Annotated in this window: 15 protein-coding genes, 1 other RNA gene and 1 pseudogene; 11 read left to right on the top strand and 6 right to left on the bottom strand. The window is 61.6% G+C overall.

Going from position 1 to position 13,264, the window contains the following annotated elements; translation table 11 throughout:
- Positions 1 to 33 precede the first annotated feature (33 nt).
- Positions 34 to 1,011, bottom strand: coding sequence for an NADPH:quinone oxidoreductase family protein (locus AC1DVE_RS00630; protein WP_223455447.1), 978 nt, complete (start codon positions 1,009 to 1,011; stop codon positions 34 to 36).
- A gap of 150 nt (positions 1,012 to 1,161) precedes the next feature.
- Between AC1DVE_RS00630 and AC1DVE_RS00625 the strand changes: the two genes are divergently transcribed.
- A complete protein-coding gene (locus tag AC1DVE_RS00625) occupies positions 1,162 to 1,569 on the top strand; it encodes a flagellar basal body-associated protein FliL (protein WP_032829534.1) in 408 nt (135 codons plus the stop codon).
- A gap of 70 nt (positions 1,570 to 1,639) precedes the next feature.
- Here the strand turns inward: AC1DVE_RS00625 and AC1DVE_RS00620 are convergent, their stop codons facing one another.
- A complete protein-coding gene (locus tag AC1DVE_RS00620) occupies positions 1,640 to 2,092 on the bottom strand; it encodes an EVE domain-containing protein (protein WP_223455448.1) in 453 nt (150 codons plus the stop codon).
- Between the two features lie 195 nt (positions 2,093 to 2,287).
- Between AC1DVE_RS00620 and AC1DVE_RS00615 the strand changes: the two genes are divergently transcribed.
- Positions 2,288 to 2,443, top strand: a complete 156-nt coding sequence (locus tag AC1DVE_RS00615) for a hypothetical protein (protein WP_007982896.1) — start codon at positions 2,288 to 2,290, stop codon at positions 2,441 to 2,443.
- A 35-nt stretch (positions 2,444 to 2,478) separates the two neighbouring features.
- On the opposite strand, the gene AC1DVE_RS00610 is transcribed toward AC1DVE_RS00615, so the two are convergent.
- From AC1DVE_RS00610 to AC1DVE_RS00595, 4 genes are all read right to left on the bottom strand, one after another.
- On the bottom strand, positions 2,479 to 3,084 hold the full coding sequence (locus AC1DVE_RS00610) for a 5-formyltetrahydrofolate cyclo-ligase (protein ID WP_008048703.1): 606 nt from the start codon (positions 3,082 to 3,084) through the stop codon (positions 2,479 to 2,481).
- An 86-nt stretch (positions 3,085 to 3,170) separates the two neighbouring features.
- A non-coding RNA gene (gene ssrS, locus AC1DVE_RS00605) (6S RNA) lies at positions 3,171 to 3,349 on the bottom strand.
- 30 nt (positions 3,350 to 3,379) lie between these two features.
- Positions 3,380 to 3,697 carry a cell division protein ZapA gene (locus tag AC1DVE_RS00600; RefSeq protein ID WP_007982900.1) on the bottom strand — a complete coding sequence of 106 codons (318 nt, stop codon included), beginning with the start codon at positions 3,695 to 3,697 and terminating at the stop codon, positions 3,380 to 3,382.
- Positions 3,694 to 3,903, bottom strand: a complete 210-nt coding sequence (locus AC1DVE_RS00595; protein WP_007982902.1) for a TIGR02449 family protein — start codon at positions 3,901 to 3,903, stop codon at positions 3,694 to 3,696. Before AC1DVE_RS00595 ends, AC1DVE_RS00600 begins: the two co-directional genes overlap by 4 nt.
- Before the next feature lie 209 nt (positions 3,904 to 4,112).
- Here AC1DVE_RS00595 and AC1DVE_RS00590 point away from each other — a divergent pair, with 209 nt between their 5' ends.
- The 9 genes and pseudogenes from AC1DVE_RS00590 to gcvH all read left to right on the top strand — a co-directional run bounded on the left by AC1DVE_RS00590 (position 4,113) and on the right by gcvH (position 13,250).
- Complete coding sequence (locus AC1DVE_RS00590) at positions 4,113 to 4,670, top strand: YecA/YgfB family protein (RefSeq protein WP_223455450.1); 558 nt, start codon at positions 4,113 to 4,115, stop codon at positions 4,668 to 4,670.
- A gap of 27 nt (positions 4,671 to 4,697) precedes the next feature.
- Complete coding sequence (gene pepP / locus AC1DVE_RS00585) at positions 4,698 to 6,032, top strand: Xaa-Pro aminopeptidase (protein WP_223455452.1); 1,335 nt, start codon at positions 4,698 to 4,700, stop codon at positions 6,030 to 6,032.
- Complete coding sequence (gene ubiH / locus AC1DVE_RS00580) at positions 6,029 to 7,216, top strand: 2-octaprenyl-6-methoxyphenyl hydroxylase (RefSeq protein WP_477783651.1); 1,188 nt, start codon at positions 6,029 to 6,031, stop codon at positions 7,214 to 7,216. The genes pepP and ubiH overlap by 4 nt, the downstream gene beginning before the upstream one ends.
- Positions 7,217 to 7,252: 36 nt before the next feature.
- Positions 7,253 to 7,363, top strand: a pseudogene (locus AC1DVE_RS00575) (tetrameric acyl-CoA thioesterase); the annotation flags it as partial.
- 9 nt (positions 7,364 to 7,372) lie between these two features.
- Positions 7,373 to 8,590 (top strand): 2-octaprenyl-3-methyl-6-methoxy-1,4-benzoquinol hydroxylase, encoded by a 1,218-nt coding sequence (locus AC1DVE_RS00570; RefSeq protein WP_223543191.1) that lies wholly within the window; start codon positions 7,373 to 7,375, stop codon positions 8,588 to 8,590.
- Between the two features lie 176 nt (positions 8,591 to 8,766).
- Positions 8,767 to 9,771, top strand: a complete 1,005-nt coding sequence (locus AC1DVE_RS00565) for an extracellular solute-binding protein (RefSeq protein ID WP_223455456.1) — start codon at positions 8,767 to 8,769, stop codon at positions 9,769 to 9,771.
- A gap of 190 nt (positions 9,772 to 9,961) precedes the next feature.
- Positions 9,962 to 11,578: an ABC transporter permease gene (locus tag AC1DVE_RS00560; RefSeq protein ID WP_223455458.1), complete on the top strand. Its 1,617-nt coding sequence runs from the start codon at positions 9,962 to 9,964 to the stop codon at positions 11,576 to 11,578.
- Between the two features lie 156 nt (positions 11,579 to 11,734).
- The gene (gene gcvT / locus AC1DVE_RS00555; RefSeq protein WP_477783650.1) at positions 11,735 to 12,817 is read left to right on the top strand and encodes a glycine cleavage system aminomethyltransferase GcvT; all 1,083 of its coding nucleotides are present in this window, start codon (positions 11,735 to 11,737) and stop codon (positions 12,815 to 12,817) included.
- 49 nt (positions 12,818 to 12,866) lie between these two features.
- Positions 12,867 to 13,250: a glycine cleavage system protein GcvH gene (gene gcvH / locus AC1DVE_RS00550; RefSeq protein ID WP_223455462.1), complete on the top strand. Its 384-nt coding sequence runs from the start codon at positions 12,867 to 12,869 to the stop codon at positions 13,248 to 13,250.
- The last annotated feature ends 14 nt before the right edge of the window (positions 13,251 to 13,264 follow it).

Here is a 13,264-nt window from a genome sequence, read left to right as displayed (position 1 = left end):
CAGCGTGGCCGCGCTTTTATTGCAGATAGAGATTCAGCGAACCTGCACCACCACTTTCCCGACCGCTTTACGCTGGCCAAGATCATTGATCGCCTGGGCTGAATTGCTCAGCGGATACACCTGCGAAACCAATGGCTTCAACTTGCCTTCGGCAAACCAGCCGAACAGTTGCTGGAAGTTCGCCGCGTTGTCTTGCGGCTGGCGTTGGGCGAACGATCCCCAGAACACGCCGAGCACTGCCGCGCCCTTGAGCAGGGCCAGGTTCACCGGCAGTTCGGGAATGCGCCCGCTGGCGAAGCCGACCACCAGCAGGCGGCCGTTCCAGGCGATGGCGCGGATCGCCTGGTCGAACAGGTCGCCGCCGACCGGGTCGTAGATCACGTCGGCGCCCTGGCCATCGGTCAGGCGTTTGATTTCTTCCTTCAGGCTGGTTTCGCTGTAGTTGATCAGTTCATCGGCGCCGGCGGCCTTGGCGACGGCGAGTTTTTCCGCACTGCTGGCGGCGGCAATCACCCGGGCGCCCATGGCTTTGCCGATTTCCACCGCCGCCAGGCCGACACCGCCGGAGGCACCAAGCACCAGCAGGGTTTCACCCGGTTGCAGGTTGCCGCGCTGCTTGAGGGCGTGCATCGAGGTGCCGTAGGTCATGCTGAAGGCGGCGGCGGTGTTGAAGTCCATGGACGGCGGGATCGGCAACACGTTGTAGCCCGGCACGGCGACCTGCTCGGCAAAGCTGCCCCAGCCGGTCAGGGCCATGACCCGGTCACCGACTTTCAAGTGGCTGACTTTTTCACCCACGGCGCTGACCACACCGGACGCTTCACCACCCGGCGAAAACGGGAAGGGCGGCTTGAACTGGTATTTGCCCTCGATGATCAACGTGTCGGGGAAATTCACCCCGGCGGCGTGCACGTCCAGCAGGATTTCGTTCTTCTTCGCGACAGGACTGGCGACGTCTTCCAGCACCAGCGATTCGGCAGGGCCGAAGGCTTTGCACAGCACGGCTTTCATCAGGGCTATTCCTTTGGGAGTAATGGCCGATAAGTGTAGGTGTGTGGGTCGATGGGTCAACGAGCATGCCCGACCCTGATAGCCAGCCATAAGCTAGTGCTTGCGTGACGGGTCGTTATGCCAGGCCGCAAACTGGATAAGGAGCGAAATTTGAAAGCGTGGATCATGTTGATGCTGGCCCTGTCTCTGCCTGTGGCAGCGGTGGCCGAAGAAGCCAAAGAGGATGCAGCTCCGAAGGTCAGTTACATCACCCTGAGCCCGCCGTTCGTGGGTAACTACGGGCTGGACGGCACGCCGAAACTCAAGGTCTACAAGGCCGACGTGGCGTTGCGGGTTACCGGTGACGAAGCTGCCAAAGCGGTGAAGGCCAATGAGCCGTTGATCCGCAATCAATTGGTCGCGCTGTTCGCCCAGCAGACTACCGAGACGATGAACAATGTCGAGGCCAAGGAAAAGCTGCGTCAGGAAGCCCTGAAGCAGACCCAGCAGGTAATGAACGACGAAACCGGCAAGCCGGTGGTTGAGGATCTGTTGTTCAACAACCTGATCATTCAGTAAGAACTCTGCTGTCCGGGCCGGCCTCTTCGCGGGCAAGCCCGCGAAGAGGCCGGTACAGGCAACAAATGACTCAAGGCTTTAAAGCAATCACCGCCGCCCACTGCTCCGGGGTTACGGGCATCACCGACAGTCGCGAGCCTTTCTGCACCAGCGGCAACTCGGCCAGCGTCGTCTGTTGCTTTAGATAATCCAGTTTCAGCACCCGGACAAACGTCTCGACATGCGCGACATCGATCGCACTCCAGGCGTTTTTGTCCGGGGTGGCCTTCGGGTCAAAATAATGGCTCTGCGGCTCCAGCGCCGTCGGGTCCGGATACGCGGCTTCGACAATCCTGCCGATTCCGGCGATGCCCGGCTCAGGGCAGCTGGAATGATAGAAAAAGAACTCATCACCCACCGCCATGGCCCGCAGGAAATTGCGTGCCTGATAGTTGCGAACCCCGTCCCAGCGCGCTTTGCCGAGCTTTTCCAGCCCTTTGATCGAGAGTTCGTCGGGCTCGGATTTCATCAGCCAATAGGCCATGTCTTTTGCTCCTTGCGTGGTGATTGAGCAGCTTGTCGGCGATTTTATGACAAACCGACAGTCGGTTGACGTCAGCATTTGCGCAGCGGTTCACGTTGTCGCAAAATGCCGGCCTTTAAAGCTTGACGCTGCTGCACGGCCTACAAACGGAAACCGCTGCTGTCATTGTGTTGATATGCCTTTGGGGGGCAATCGATGAAACGCAAACCGGATTTACTATGGATTTTGGTCATTTTGTTTGGCCTTGGCGTCGTGACCACTGGCTATGCCCAAAGCCTGTGGGCCAACAAGACCGATGCACCGGTCGAGCTCGCCCAATTGCAGCAACAGTCGACCGCCTTCAAGCGCTGATCCTGTTGCCTCGGCGCCGCTGATCGAAGTGGCGCCTAGCCTGCGTAATACCAGGCCTTGTCTGTCACCGTTCCTTGCAGCGGCACATCCCAGCTCGCCTGAGCCAATCGCGCCACCTTCTGACATTCATGGGCCAGCCCCAACAGCGTCGGCTTGCGCCAGTCATTTCGTCGCGCCAGGTAGGCCAGGCTCCGGTCGTAGAAGCCGCCTCCCATTCCCAGGCGTCCGCCGACATCGTCAAAACCCACCAATGGCAACAGCACCAGATCCAGCGCCCAGATCTTGCGCTGCCGGGCGAGGTTGGCCCGTGGTTCGAGAATGCGGAAGCGGTTGGGTTTGAGTTTTTCCCCGGGGCGGATGCGCTGGAACACCATTTTGGTTCGCGGCCAGGCGCTCAGTACCGGTAGATAGGTGGCCTTGCCTCGACGTTGCGCGGCGCGCAGCAACAGGCGCGGATCAATTTCACCGTCGGTCGGCAGGTAGAGCGAGATGTGTCTGGCGCGGCGGAACAGCGGTTGCTGGGCCAATTGCTTGTACAACCCGCGAGCGGCCTGGCGCTGCTGACTGGGTGTCAGTGCGCGGCGGGCCTTGCGCAGCATACGTCGAAGTTGCGGGCGGGGGAGCAGCGCAGGTTCGGTCATGTATTCGGGCTTCAGCAATGCGGATACGTGAAGCGTACCCGTAAAAACGCCAATGCCGGTATCAAAACCGGCATTGGACTGGAATCAGGCTCCCCGAATGTGCCGCTGTCGACTTAGCCCTTGAACCCGAAAGTTCAAGGTGGAAGATGCAGTAGGCTTTAAGGCTTTCCGTCTAGCGGACATGCACACCAGCCCAACGTGCAACCTCCAGGGTATAGCAAATCGGCTCAGGGACATCGCCAACTGGCAAGCACCCCAGGGAGTGTGGGGATTATACCGCAAGCGGCGGCGCGAATCAGCCTTTGGTGACGTCCGGATCGGTGGCGAGTGCCAGATCGACGCGATCGAGCAGGTCACGCACCTGTTCGCGGGTCGAGCCGCTGGCCTGGATATCCGGCCGTTCTTCCTTGTGCAACAGGTCATGGGTGATGTTCAGCGCTGCCATCACGGCGATACGGTCGGCGCCGATGACTTTGCCGCTGCTGCGGATCTCGCGCATCTTGCCGTCCAGATAACGGGCGGCGCTGACCAGATTACTGCGCTCTTCCTGAGGGCAGATGATCGAATACTCTTTGTCGAGGATCTGCACGGTGACGCTATTGCTTGAACTCATGAGTCTTGCTCCAGGGCCTTGAGGCGCGAAATCATCGATTCGACCTTACGTCGGGCGATTTCGTTTTTTTCAATGAGGTGCGCGCGTTCCTCGCGCCAGGTCTTTTCCTGAGCTAGTAAGAGTCCGTTTTGACTCTTAAGTTGCTCGACTCGGGTAATCAGCAGCTCGAGTCTGGCCATCAGCGCTTGCAGATCGGTGTCTTCCATTGTCTTCACTGTCTGATGGGTGTTGGACTGTAGGAGCGAACTTGCTCCGGGCGGCGCTCCGACGATGAACCTGAGAACCCCGCGGGGGTATCAGGTACCCAGCGTTATCGTTGGCGACCATCGCGAGCAAGCTCGCTCCTACAGGGGTAGTCGATGTAGGATACAAGGCCTTCATTCTAGACATAGCGCCGTCTGGCGCCTAGCTGCCCATGACCATTCAGAATTCCCCGTACCAAGGCTTCGCCACCCTGCTGACTTCCAGCGGTCACAACGTCTCACCCGCTGAACTGCACGGCCTGTTGCTCGGCCGCAGTTGCGCCGGCGCCGGTTTCGACGCCGACGGCTGGTTGATCGACGCCGCCGAATTGCTCGAAAGCGAGCCGCAGGACAACGTTCGCAACGCCCTGATCGGCCTGCAAGCGATGGTAAAAGGCGAGCTCACCGGCGATGACGTGACCGTCGTTCTGCTGTTGCCGACCGACGACGCCCCGCTCACCGAGCGTGCCGCCGCACTGGGCCAGTGGTGCCAGGGTTTCCTCAGCGGCTTCGGCCTGAACTGCCGTGACAGCAGCACCCTGAGCACCGAGGCCACCGAAGTGCTGCAGGATCTGGCGGCCATTTCCCAAGTGCAAGACGCGCTGGAAGAGTCCGAAGACGGCGAAAGCGACTACATGGAGGTCATGGAGTACCTGCGCGTCGCACCGCTGCTGCTGTTCTCCGAGACCAAAAAAGACGTACCGGCCGCGGCCAAACCGTCGCTGCACTAATCGATTGCCAGGGAACGCCATCTGCCCATGATCCACATCCCGAAATCGGAATACAGCCGTCGCCGCAAGGCCCTGATGGCGCAGATGGAACCCAACAGCATCGCCATCCTGCCCGCCGCCGCGGTGGCCATTCGTAACCGCGACGTCGAGCACGTCTACCGTCAGGACAGCGACTTCCAGTACCTCAGCGGTTTTCCCGAGCCCCAGGCCGTACTGGTGCTGATGCCGGGGCGCGTGCATGGCGAATACATCCTGTTCTGCCGCGAACGCAATGCCGAGCGCGAGCTGTGGGATGGCCTGCGTGCCGGGCAGGAAGGCGCAATTCGCGACTTCGGCGCCGACGACGCCTTTCCGATCACTGATATCGACGACATCCTGCCGGGCCTCATCGAAGGCCGGGACCGGGTGTATTCGGCCATGGGCAGCAACCCCGAATTCGACCGCCACCTGATGGAGTGGATCAACGTGATCCGCTCCAAGGCCAACCTCGGTGCCCAGCCGCCGAACGAATTCGTTGCCCTGGATCATCTGCTGCACGACATGCGCCTGTATAAATCGTCGGCAGAAGTGAAAGTGATGCGCGAGGCGGCGCGGATTTCCGCCCAGGCGCATGTACGGGCAATGCAGGCCTGTCGCGCCGGATTGCACGAATTCAGCCTGGAAGCCGAGCTCGATTACGAATTCCGCAAGGGCGGGGCGAAGATGCCGGCCTACGGGTCGATCGTCGCGGCGGGGCGCAACAGCTGCATCCTGCATTACCAGCAGAATGACGCGCTGCTCAAGGACGGGGATCTGGTGCTGATCGATGCCGGTTGTGAGATCGACTGCTACGCCAGCGACATCACTCGGACCTTTCCGGTCAGCGGCAAGTATTCAGCGGAACAGAAAGCGATTTACGAATTGGTGCTGGCCTCCCAGGAAGCCGCTTTTGCCGAAATCGCCCCGAACAAGCACTGGAATCAGGCGCACGAGGCCACGGTCCGGGTCATCACGGCCGGGCTGGTCAAGCTGGGGCTGCTGCGGGGCGACGTTGACGAATTGATCGCCAGCGAAGCCTACAAGGCGTTTTACATGCACCGCGCCGGCCATTGGCTGGGCATGGATGTGCATGACGTCGGCGAATACAAGGTCGGCGGCGAGTGGCGCGTGCTGGAAGTCGGCATGGCGCTGACCGTGGAGCCGGGGATCTATATCGCCCCGGACAACCAGAGTGTTGCGAAGAAATGGCGCGGCATTGGCATGCGTATCGAGGACGACGTAGTGGTCACCAAAACCGGCTGTGAAATATTGACAAACGGCGTGCCGAAAACCGTCGCCGAGATCGAGGCCCTGATGGCCGCCGCGCGGACACAGGCAGCATGAGTCGAGTCAACCTGGCAATCATCGGTGGCGGGCTGGTCGGTGCAAGCCTGGCGCTGGCGCTTCAGGCCGGGGCCAAGGCCCGAGGCTGGAAGATCGTGTTGATCGAGCCGTTCGCCCCTGGCGACAGCTATCAACCGAGTTACGATGCCCGTTCTTCGGCGCTTTCCTTCGGCTCGCGGCAAATCTATCAACGGCTGGGCGTCTGGCAGGAAGTCTCGCGCCGCGCCGAGCCGATCAAGCAGATTCATGTTTCCGACCGTGGTCGGTTCTCGACGGCGCGGTTGTCGGCGATGGAAGAGGGTGTTCCAGCGCTGGGTTATGTCGTTGAAAATGCCTGGCTCGGCCAATGCCTGTGGCAAGGCCTGGACAAGAACGTGATCAGTTGGCGCTGCCCGGCGGAAGTCACCCGCATGGAGCCGCTGACCGATGGCTACCGCCTGACCCTCAACGATGAAACCACCCTGGAATGCGACCTCGCAGTGCTCGCCGATGGCGGCCGTTCCGGCCTGCGCGAGCAACTGGGGATCGGCATCCGCAAGCGTCCGTACAACCAGAGCGCGCTGATCGCCAACATCACCCCGAGCGAAGCCCACAACGGCATGGCTTTCGAGCGCTTCACCGACGAAGGCCCGATGGCGTTGCTGCCGCTTCCGGATAATCGCTGCGCACTGGTCTGGACCCGCCTGGGCATGGACGCGCAACGCCTGGCGGCCCTCGATGAGCGCAGCTTCCTCAGCGAGTTGCAGGGTGTGTTCGGTTATCGCCTCGGGACCTTGAAACAGGTGGGGGCGCGACATCTGTATCCGCTGACACTGGTCGAGGCCGAAGAGCAGGTGCGCCCGCATCTGGCGATTCTCGGCAACGCGGCGCACAGCCTGCATCCGATTGCCGGCCAAGGGTTCAACCTGTCCCTGCGCGATGCCCAGGCCCTGGCCGATGCCTTGCTCGCCAGCGAAAAACCATTGGGCGATTTCGCCACGCTGCAGGCCTATCGCGAACGCCAGCGTCTCGATCAGGACCTCACCGTGGGCTTCTCCGATCAGGTCACGCGCCTGTTCGGCAGCACCCAGCCGCTGGTGTCCCTGGGGCGCAACATCGGCTTGCTCGGCCTCGATCTGCTGCCACCGGCCAAACGCTGGTTCGCGCGACAGGCGATGGGGTTGGGTACGCGACCGGATGCGTGACTGGCTGATCCGCCGATTCGGCAAGGCACGATTTAAAAATACCTGCCGCAATTGCAGGTCGACATTCATGACGGCGCCGGCCACCTGGTGGCGCGGGTCGGGAAAACCCTTTACGTGCGGCTCAAGCCGCAAGAGAGACAGGCTTAAAGCATGGAAATGCGCGCAGATCTGCTGATTGTCGGGGCCGGAATGGTCGGCAGCGCCCTGGCGCTGGCGTTACAGGACAGCGGGCTGGAAGTCCTGCTGCTGGACGGCAGCCCCATGAGCGTCAAACCGTTCAACGCTCAGGCTGCGTTTGAGCCGCGGGTGAGCGCCTTGTCGGCCGCCAGCCAGCGGATTCTCGAACGCCTGGGCGTGTGGGACGGCATCGCCGGGCGACGCAGCAGCCCGTACACCGACATGCAGGTCTGGGATGGCAGCGGCACGGGGCAAATCCACTTCTCGGCGGCCAGTGTGCATGCCGAGGTGCTGGGGCATATCGTCGAAAACCGCGTCGTCCAGGATGCCTTGCTCGAGCGCCTGCACGATTGCGACCTGGGGTTGCTGGCCAATGCGCGCCTGGAGCAGATGCGCCGCTCCGGCGATGACTGGCTGCTGACCCTGGCCGACGGCCGCACCTTGCGCGCGCCGCTGGTAATCGCGGCGGATGGCGCCAACTCGGCGGTGCGACGCCTGGCCGGTGTGGCGACCCGCGAATGGGATTATCTGCACCATGCCATCGTCACCAGCGTGCGTTGCGCCAAGCCGCATCAGATGACGGCCTGGCAGCGCTTCACCGATAACGGTCCGTTGGCATTTCTGCCCCTTGAGCGCGACGGCCAACAGGATTGGTGTTCGATCGTCTGGTCGACCACACCCGGCGAAGCCGAACGCCTGATGGCGATGGATGAACAAGGTTTCTGCAAGGAGCTGGAGCGGGCCTTTGAAGGTCGGCTCGGCGAGGTGCTTAGCGCCGACCCACGGTTGTGCGTGCCCCTGCGCCAGCGGCATGCCAAGCGTTATGTGGCTGAAGGCCTGGCATTGATTGGCGACGCGGCCCACACCATTCACCCGTTGGCCGGGCAGGGGGTGAATCTTGGATTTCTCGATGCCGCCGTGCTGGCTGAAGTGTTGCTGCAAGCGGCAACACGTGGCGAACGCTTGGCGGATGTGAAGGTCCTCAGCCGTTACGAACGTCGACGCATGCCCCACAACCTGGCGCTGATGGCGGCGATGGAAGGCTTCGAGCGGTTGTTCCAGGCCGATCCGTTGCCGGTGCGCTGGTTGCGTAATACCGGGTTGAAAATGGTTGAGAAGATGCCGGAAGCCAAGGCGTTGTTCGTGCGTGAAGCGCTGGGGTTGACCGGGGATTTGCCGGCACTCGCCAGGCCCTGAGTTCTGCATTGAGGCTACAGGCCTCTTCGCGGGCTTGCCCGCGAAGGCGTCAGCACAAGCACCACAAATTCCAGGCGGTGCAACATCCGGTAACTCCTCCACAAGCAGCTTCGATTGAGAAGCTAAATGTGAGTCCTTATCATTTGCCCTCATTTTTCAATCGAGAGACCGCTCCCATGTTGGCACCGAAGCGTCTACTGACGGCACTGGCCTTGACCCTGATCGGCAGCACCGCCGCCCAGGCCGCTGACGAGGTGGTGGTCTACTCCTCGCGAATCGACGAGCTGATCAAGCCAGTATTCGATGCCTACACCGCCAAGACCGGCGTGAAGGTGAAGTTCATCACCGACAAGGAAGCACCGCTGATGCAGCGGCTCAAGGCCGAAGGCGCGAATACGCCGGCCGACCTGCTGCTCACCGTCGATGCCGGCAACCTCTGGCAAGCCGAGCAGATGGGCATCCTCCAGCCGTTCACCTCGAAAACCATCGACACCAACATTCCGCTGCAGTACCGGGCAGCTTCCCATGCCTGGACCGGCCTGAGCCTGCGTGCGCGGACCATTGCCTACTCCACTGATCGGGTGAAGCCAGGTGAACTGACCACCTACGAAGCGCTGGCCGAAAAGCAATGGGAAGGCCGCCTGTGCCTGCGCACGGCGAAGAAGGTCTACAACCAGTCCCTGACCGCGACCATGATCGAAGTGCACGGCGCCGAGAAGACCGAGGAAATCCTCAAGGGCTGGGTCAGGAACCTGTCCACTGACGTGTTCTCCGACGACACCGCTGTGCTGGAAGCGATCAACGCCGGCCAGTGCGACGTCGGTATCGTCAACACCTACTACTACGGCCGCCTGCACAAGCAGAAGCCAGACCTGCCGGTGAAGCTGTTCTGGCCGAACCAGGCTGACCGTGGTGTACACGTGAACCTGTCGGGTATCGGCCTGACACAACACGCGCCACATCCGGAAGCGGCGAAGGCTCTGGTGGAGTGGATGACCACCCCTGAAGCGCAGAAAATCTTTGCCGACGTGAACCAGGAGTTCCCGGCGAATCCGGCAGTGGCGCCTTCTGAGGAAGTGGCGGCCTGGGGCAAATTCATTGCCGATACCTTGCCGGTGGAAATTGCCGGCAAGCGTCAGGCCGAGGCGATTCGCCTGATGGACAGGGCTGGTTGGAACTGAGTTAATTTACCTCTGCTTGTAAGTCAAGGCTGAACACTATCCCTGTGGCGAGGGAGCTTGCTCCCGCTTGAGTGCACAGCACTCACAAAATCTGCGCGGATTGTCCGCGTTTGGGGCTGCTCCGCAGCCCAGCGGGAGCAAGCTCCCTCGCCACAAACAGGGTGCAAACCGTATTTTCTAGAGAACTCCCTTGGCCCATCCCGCCCAACGCCGCTGGTATCCAGTCGTCTTCGCCATCGCTGCGCTGGTCCTGTTGCCCCTGAGCGTCCTGCTGCTTTCCTGGCAAACCATCGATCAACAGATCTGGTCCCATCTCTGGGACACACAGATGCCGCGGTTGCTGGGCAATACCCTGACCCTGGTGCTAGGCGTTGGTGTCGGCGTGACAGTCCTGGGTGTCAGCCTCGCCTGGCTCACCAGCCTTTGCGAATTCCCCGGCCGGCGCTGGCTGGACTGGGCGCTGATGCTGCCCTTCGCGATCCCGGCCTATGTGCTGGCCTTCGTCTTCGTCGGCCTGCTGGATTTCGCCGGGCCCGTGCAAACCCTGCTGCGCGAGTGGTTCGGAACAGGTCTGCGGCTGCCGCGCGTGCGCTCCACGGGTGGCGTGATTGTCGTGCTCGTGCTGGTCTTTTATCCCTATGTTTACCTGCTGGCGCGCACCGCCTTCCTCGCCCAGGGCAAAGGCCTGATGGAAGCCGCGCGGGTCCTTGGCCAATCGCCCTGGCAAGCGTTCTGGCGGGTGGCGTTGCCCATGGCGCGGCCAGCCATCGGTGCGGGCGTGGCATTGGCGCTGATGGAAACCCTGGCGGACTTCGGCGCAGTGTCGGTGTTCAACTTCGATACCTTCACCACCGCCATCTACAAGACCTGGTACGGTTTTTTCAGCCTGTCATCCGCCGCGCAACTGGCCAGCCTGTTGCTGCTGGTGGTGATGCTGGTGCTCTACGGCGAGCGGCGTGCCCGCGGGGCCAACCGGGCGAGCAACGAGCGACCACGGGTCAAGGCGCTGTATCACCTGCGAGGCGTCAAGGCACTGGCGGCCACGACGTGGTGCTGCCTGGTGTTCGCCTGTGCTTTCGTTATCCCGATGCTGCAATTGGTGGTGTGGTTCTGGCTGCGCGGGCGCTTCGATCTCGACGAGCGCTACACCGGGTTGATCGTCCATACCTTGTACCTGGGTGCGATGGCGGCGTTGATCACCGTCAGCGTCGCCTTGTTACTGGCGTTTGCCCGACGACTGGCACCCACCCGGGTCATTCGTTCCGGGATCAGTCTGGCCAACCTGGGCTACGCCTTGCCCGGTTCGGTGCTGGCGGTGTCGATCATGCTGGCGTTCAGTTACCTGGATCGCGAGCTGGTGATCCCTCTCTCAGGCTGGCTCGGTGGCGCGGGCAAGCCGCTGCTGCTGGGCAGTCTGTCGGCGTTGCTGCTGGCCTATCTGGTGCGCTTCATTGCAGTGGCCTACGGGCCGCTGGAAAGCAGCCTGGCGCGTATACGGCCATCTTTGCCCGAAGCGGCACGTAGCCTTGGCGTCAGTGGGCCACGACTGTTTTTCAAAGTGTATCTGCCATTATTGCTACCCGGCACGTTGAGCGCCGCGCTGCTGGTGTTCGTCGACGTGCTCAAGGAAATGCCCGCGACCTTGCTGATGCGCCCGTTTGGCTGGGACACGCTGGCGGTGCGAATCTTCGAAATGACCAGCGAAGGCGAATGGGCCCGGGCGTCTTTGCCGGCATTGACCCTGGTGCTGGTCGGGCTGTTACCGGTCATCGGATTGATCCGGCGCTCAGCACATCGAAACAGCTAGGTGTCAGTCCTACACCTTGCGGCTACAATGCGCGGCATTCGGTGCGGTCCGTCTGACAGACCAGGTAGCTGAAATCGGCTGAAGGCCCTTTGTTTCAAGGCATTCAGTCCGTGCAGCACTTGCCCGCGCCTTCGCCACGCCCGGAAGGAGAAACCCATGGGACAGCGTACGCCTCTGTATGACCTTCATCTCGCACTCGGCGCGAAGATGGTCGATTTTGGCGGTTGGGACATGCCTCTGCATTATGGATCGCAGGTCGAGGAGCACCATCAGGTGCGCCGCGATTGCGGTGTCTTCGATGTATCCCACATGACCGTAATCGATGTCGGCGGCTCCCAGGCCAAAGCCTGGCTCCAGCATTTGCTGGCCAATGATGTCGAACGCCTGCACAGCCCCGGCCGTGCGTTGTACAGCACCATGCTCAACGAGAAGGGCGGCATCGTCGACGACATGATCGTCTACCGTCTCGATGAGGGTTATCGCCTGGTGGTCAACGCCTCCACCCGCGATCAGGACATGGCCTGGATGCAAGCGCATCTCGACGGTTTCGACGTGCAACTTCGCGAGCGTTCCGAGTTGGCGATGCTGGCCATCCAGGGCCCCCACGCCCGGCAGAAAATTGCCGAACTGGTCAGCCAGTCCCGCGGCAACCTGATCCAGCTCCTCAAGCCCTTCGAAGGCCTGTCCGATGGTGACTGGTTCATCGCGCGCACCGGTTATACCGGCGAAGACGGCCTGGAAATCATTCTGCCGGCCGATCAGGCGCCAGGCTTTTTCAACGATCTGGTCGGAGCCGGGATTTCTCCCATCGGCCTCGGCGCGCGGGATACCTTGCGGGTCGAAGCCGGCATGAACCTTTACGGTCAGGACATCCAGCAGGATATTTCACCCTTGGCCTCCAATATGGCCTGGAGCATTGCCTGGGAACCCGCCACCCGGCAGTTCATCGGGCGCAAGGCGCTGGAAGCCGAGCAGGCCGCCGGCGTACAGCACAAACTGGTCGGTCTGGTCCTTGAGGAGCGCGGAGTTTTGCGCGCTCATCAGGTGGTCCGCATCGCCGATGTTGGCGAAGGGGAGATCACCAGTGGTAGTTTCTCTCCTACGCTTAGCAAGTCGATTGCACTGGCGCGCGTGCCGATGGCAACAGCCGACCGCGCTGAAGTGGAAATCCGTGGCAAGTGGTACCCGGTCCGGGTGGTCAAACCGACCTTCGTTCGCCACGGCAAAACCTTGATCTAATCTTTTCTGGCGGGCATGCCCGCCGACCATTTTCCTGAGGACACAGAACATGAGCAATATCCCTGCCGACCTGCGTTTTGCCGAAAGTCACGAATGGGCACGTCTAGACCATGATGGCGGCGTGAAAGTGGGTATTTCAGACCATGCTCAGGAAGCCTTGGGTGATGTGGTGTTCGTCGAGCTGCCGGAAATCGGTAAAGTGTTCGCTGCCGGCGAGGCTGCGGGTGTCGTCGAGTCGGTCAAGGCCGCGTCGGATATCTACTCGCCACTCTCCGGTACAGTCATTGCCGTCAACGAAGAGTTGGCCAACAACCCGGAACTGGTCAACAGCGCGCCCTATGACAGCTGGTTCTTCAAACTGGAGCCAAGCGATACCTCTGAACTGAACAACCTGCTCGACCCGGCGGGCTACAAGGCCACCATCGGCGAGTAATGTTCGCCCGTGTA

This window comes from Pseudomonas sp. P4_B4, assembly GCF_056402255.1.
This window is presented reverse-complemented; position numbering and strand designations above follow the sequence as displayed.

Excerpts from the sequence above, each read along its gene's own strand:
- AC1DVE_RS00630 (WP_223455447.1), bottom strand. The coding sequence starts at position 1,011 with ATGAAAGCCGTGCTGTGCAAAGCCTTCGGCCCTGCCGAATCGCTGGTG.
- AC1DVE_RS00620 (WP_223455448.1), bottom strand. The coding sequence starts at position 2,092 with ATGGCCTATTGGCTGATGAAATCCGAGCCCGACGAACTCTCGATCAAA.
- AC1DVE_RS00615 (WP_007982896.1), top strand. The coding sequence starts at position 2,288 with ATGAAACGCAAACCGGATTTACTATGGATTTTGGTCATTTTGTTTGGC.
- AC1DVE_RS00610 (WP_008048703.1), bottom strand. The coding sequence starts at position 3,084 with ATGACCGAACCTGCGCTGCTCCCCCGCCCGCAACTTCGACGTATGCTG.
- AC1DVE_RS00600 (WP_007982900.1), bottom strand. The coding sequence starts at position 3,697 with ATGAGTTCAAGCAATAGCGTCACCGTGCAGATCCTCGACAAAGAGTAT.
- AC1DVE_RS00595 (WP_007982902.1), bottom strand. The coding sequence starts at position 3,903 with ATGGAAGACACCGATCTGCAAGCGCTGATGGCCAGACTCGAGCTGCTG.
- AC1DVE_RS00590 (WP_223455450.1), top strand. The coding sequence starts at position 4,113 with ATGACCATTCAGAATTCCCCGTACCAAGGCTTCGCCACCCTGCTGACT.
- pepP (WP_223455452.1), top strand. The coding sequence starts at position 4,698 with ATGATCCACATCCCGAAATCGGAATACAGCCGTCGCCGCAAGGCCCTG.
- ubiH (WP_477783651.1), top strand. The coding sequence starts at position 6,029 with ATGAGTCGAGTCAACCTGGCAATCATCGGTGGCGGGCTGGTCGGTGCA.
- AC1DVE_RS00570 (WP_223543191.1), top strand. The coding sequence starts at position 7,373 with ATGCGCGCAGATCTGCTGATTGTCGGGGCCGGAATGGTCGGCAGCGCC.
- AC1DVE_RS00565 (WP_223455456.1), top strand. The coding sequence starts at position 8,767 with ATGTTGGCACCGAAGCGTCTACTGACGGCACTGGCCTTGACCCTGATC.
- gcvT (WP_477783650.1), top strand. The coding sequence starts at position 11,735 with ATGGGACAGCGTACGCCTCTGTATGACCTTCATCTCGCACTCGGCGCG.
- gcvH (WP_223455462.1), top strand. The coding sequence starts at position 12,867 with ATGAGCAATATCCCTGCCGACCTGCGTTTTGCCGAAAGTCACGAATGG.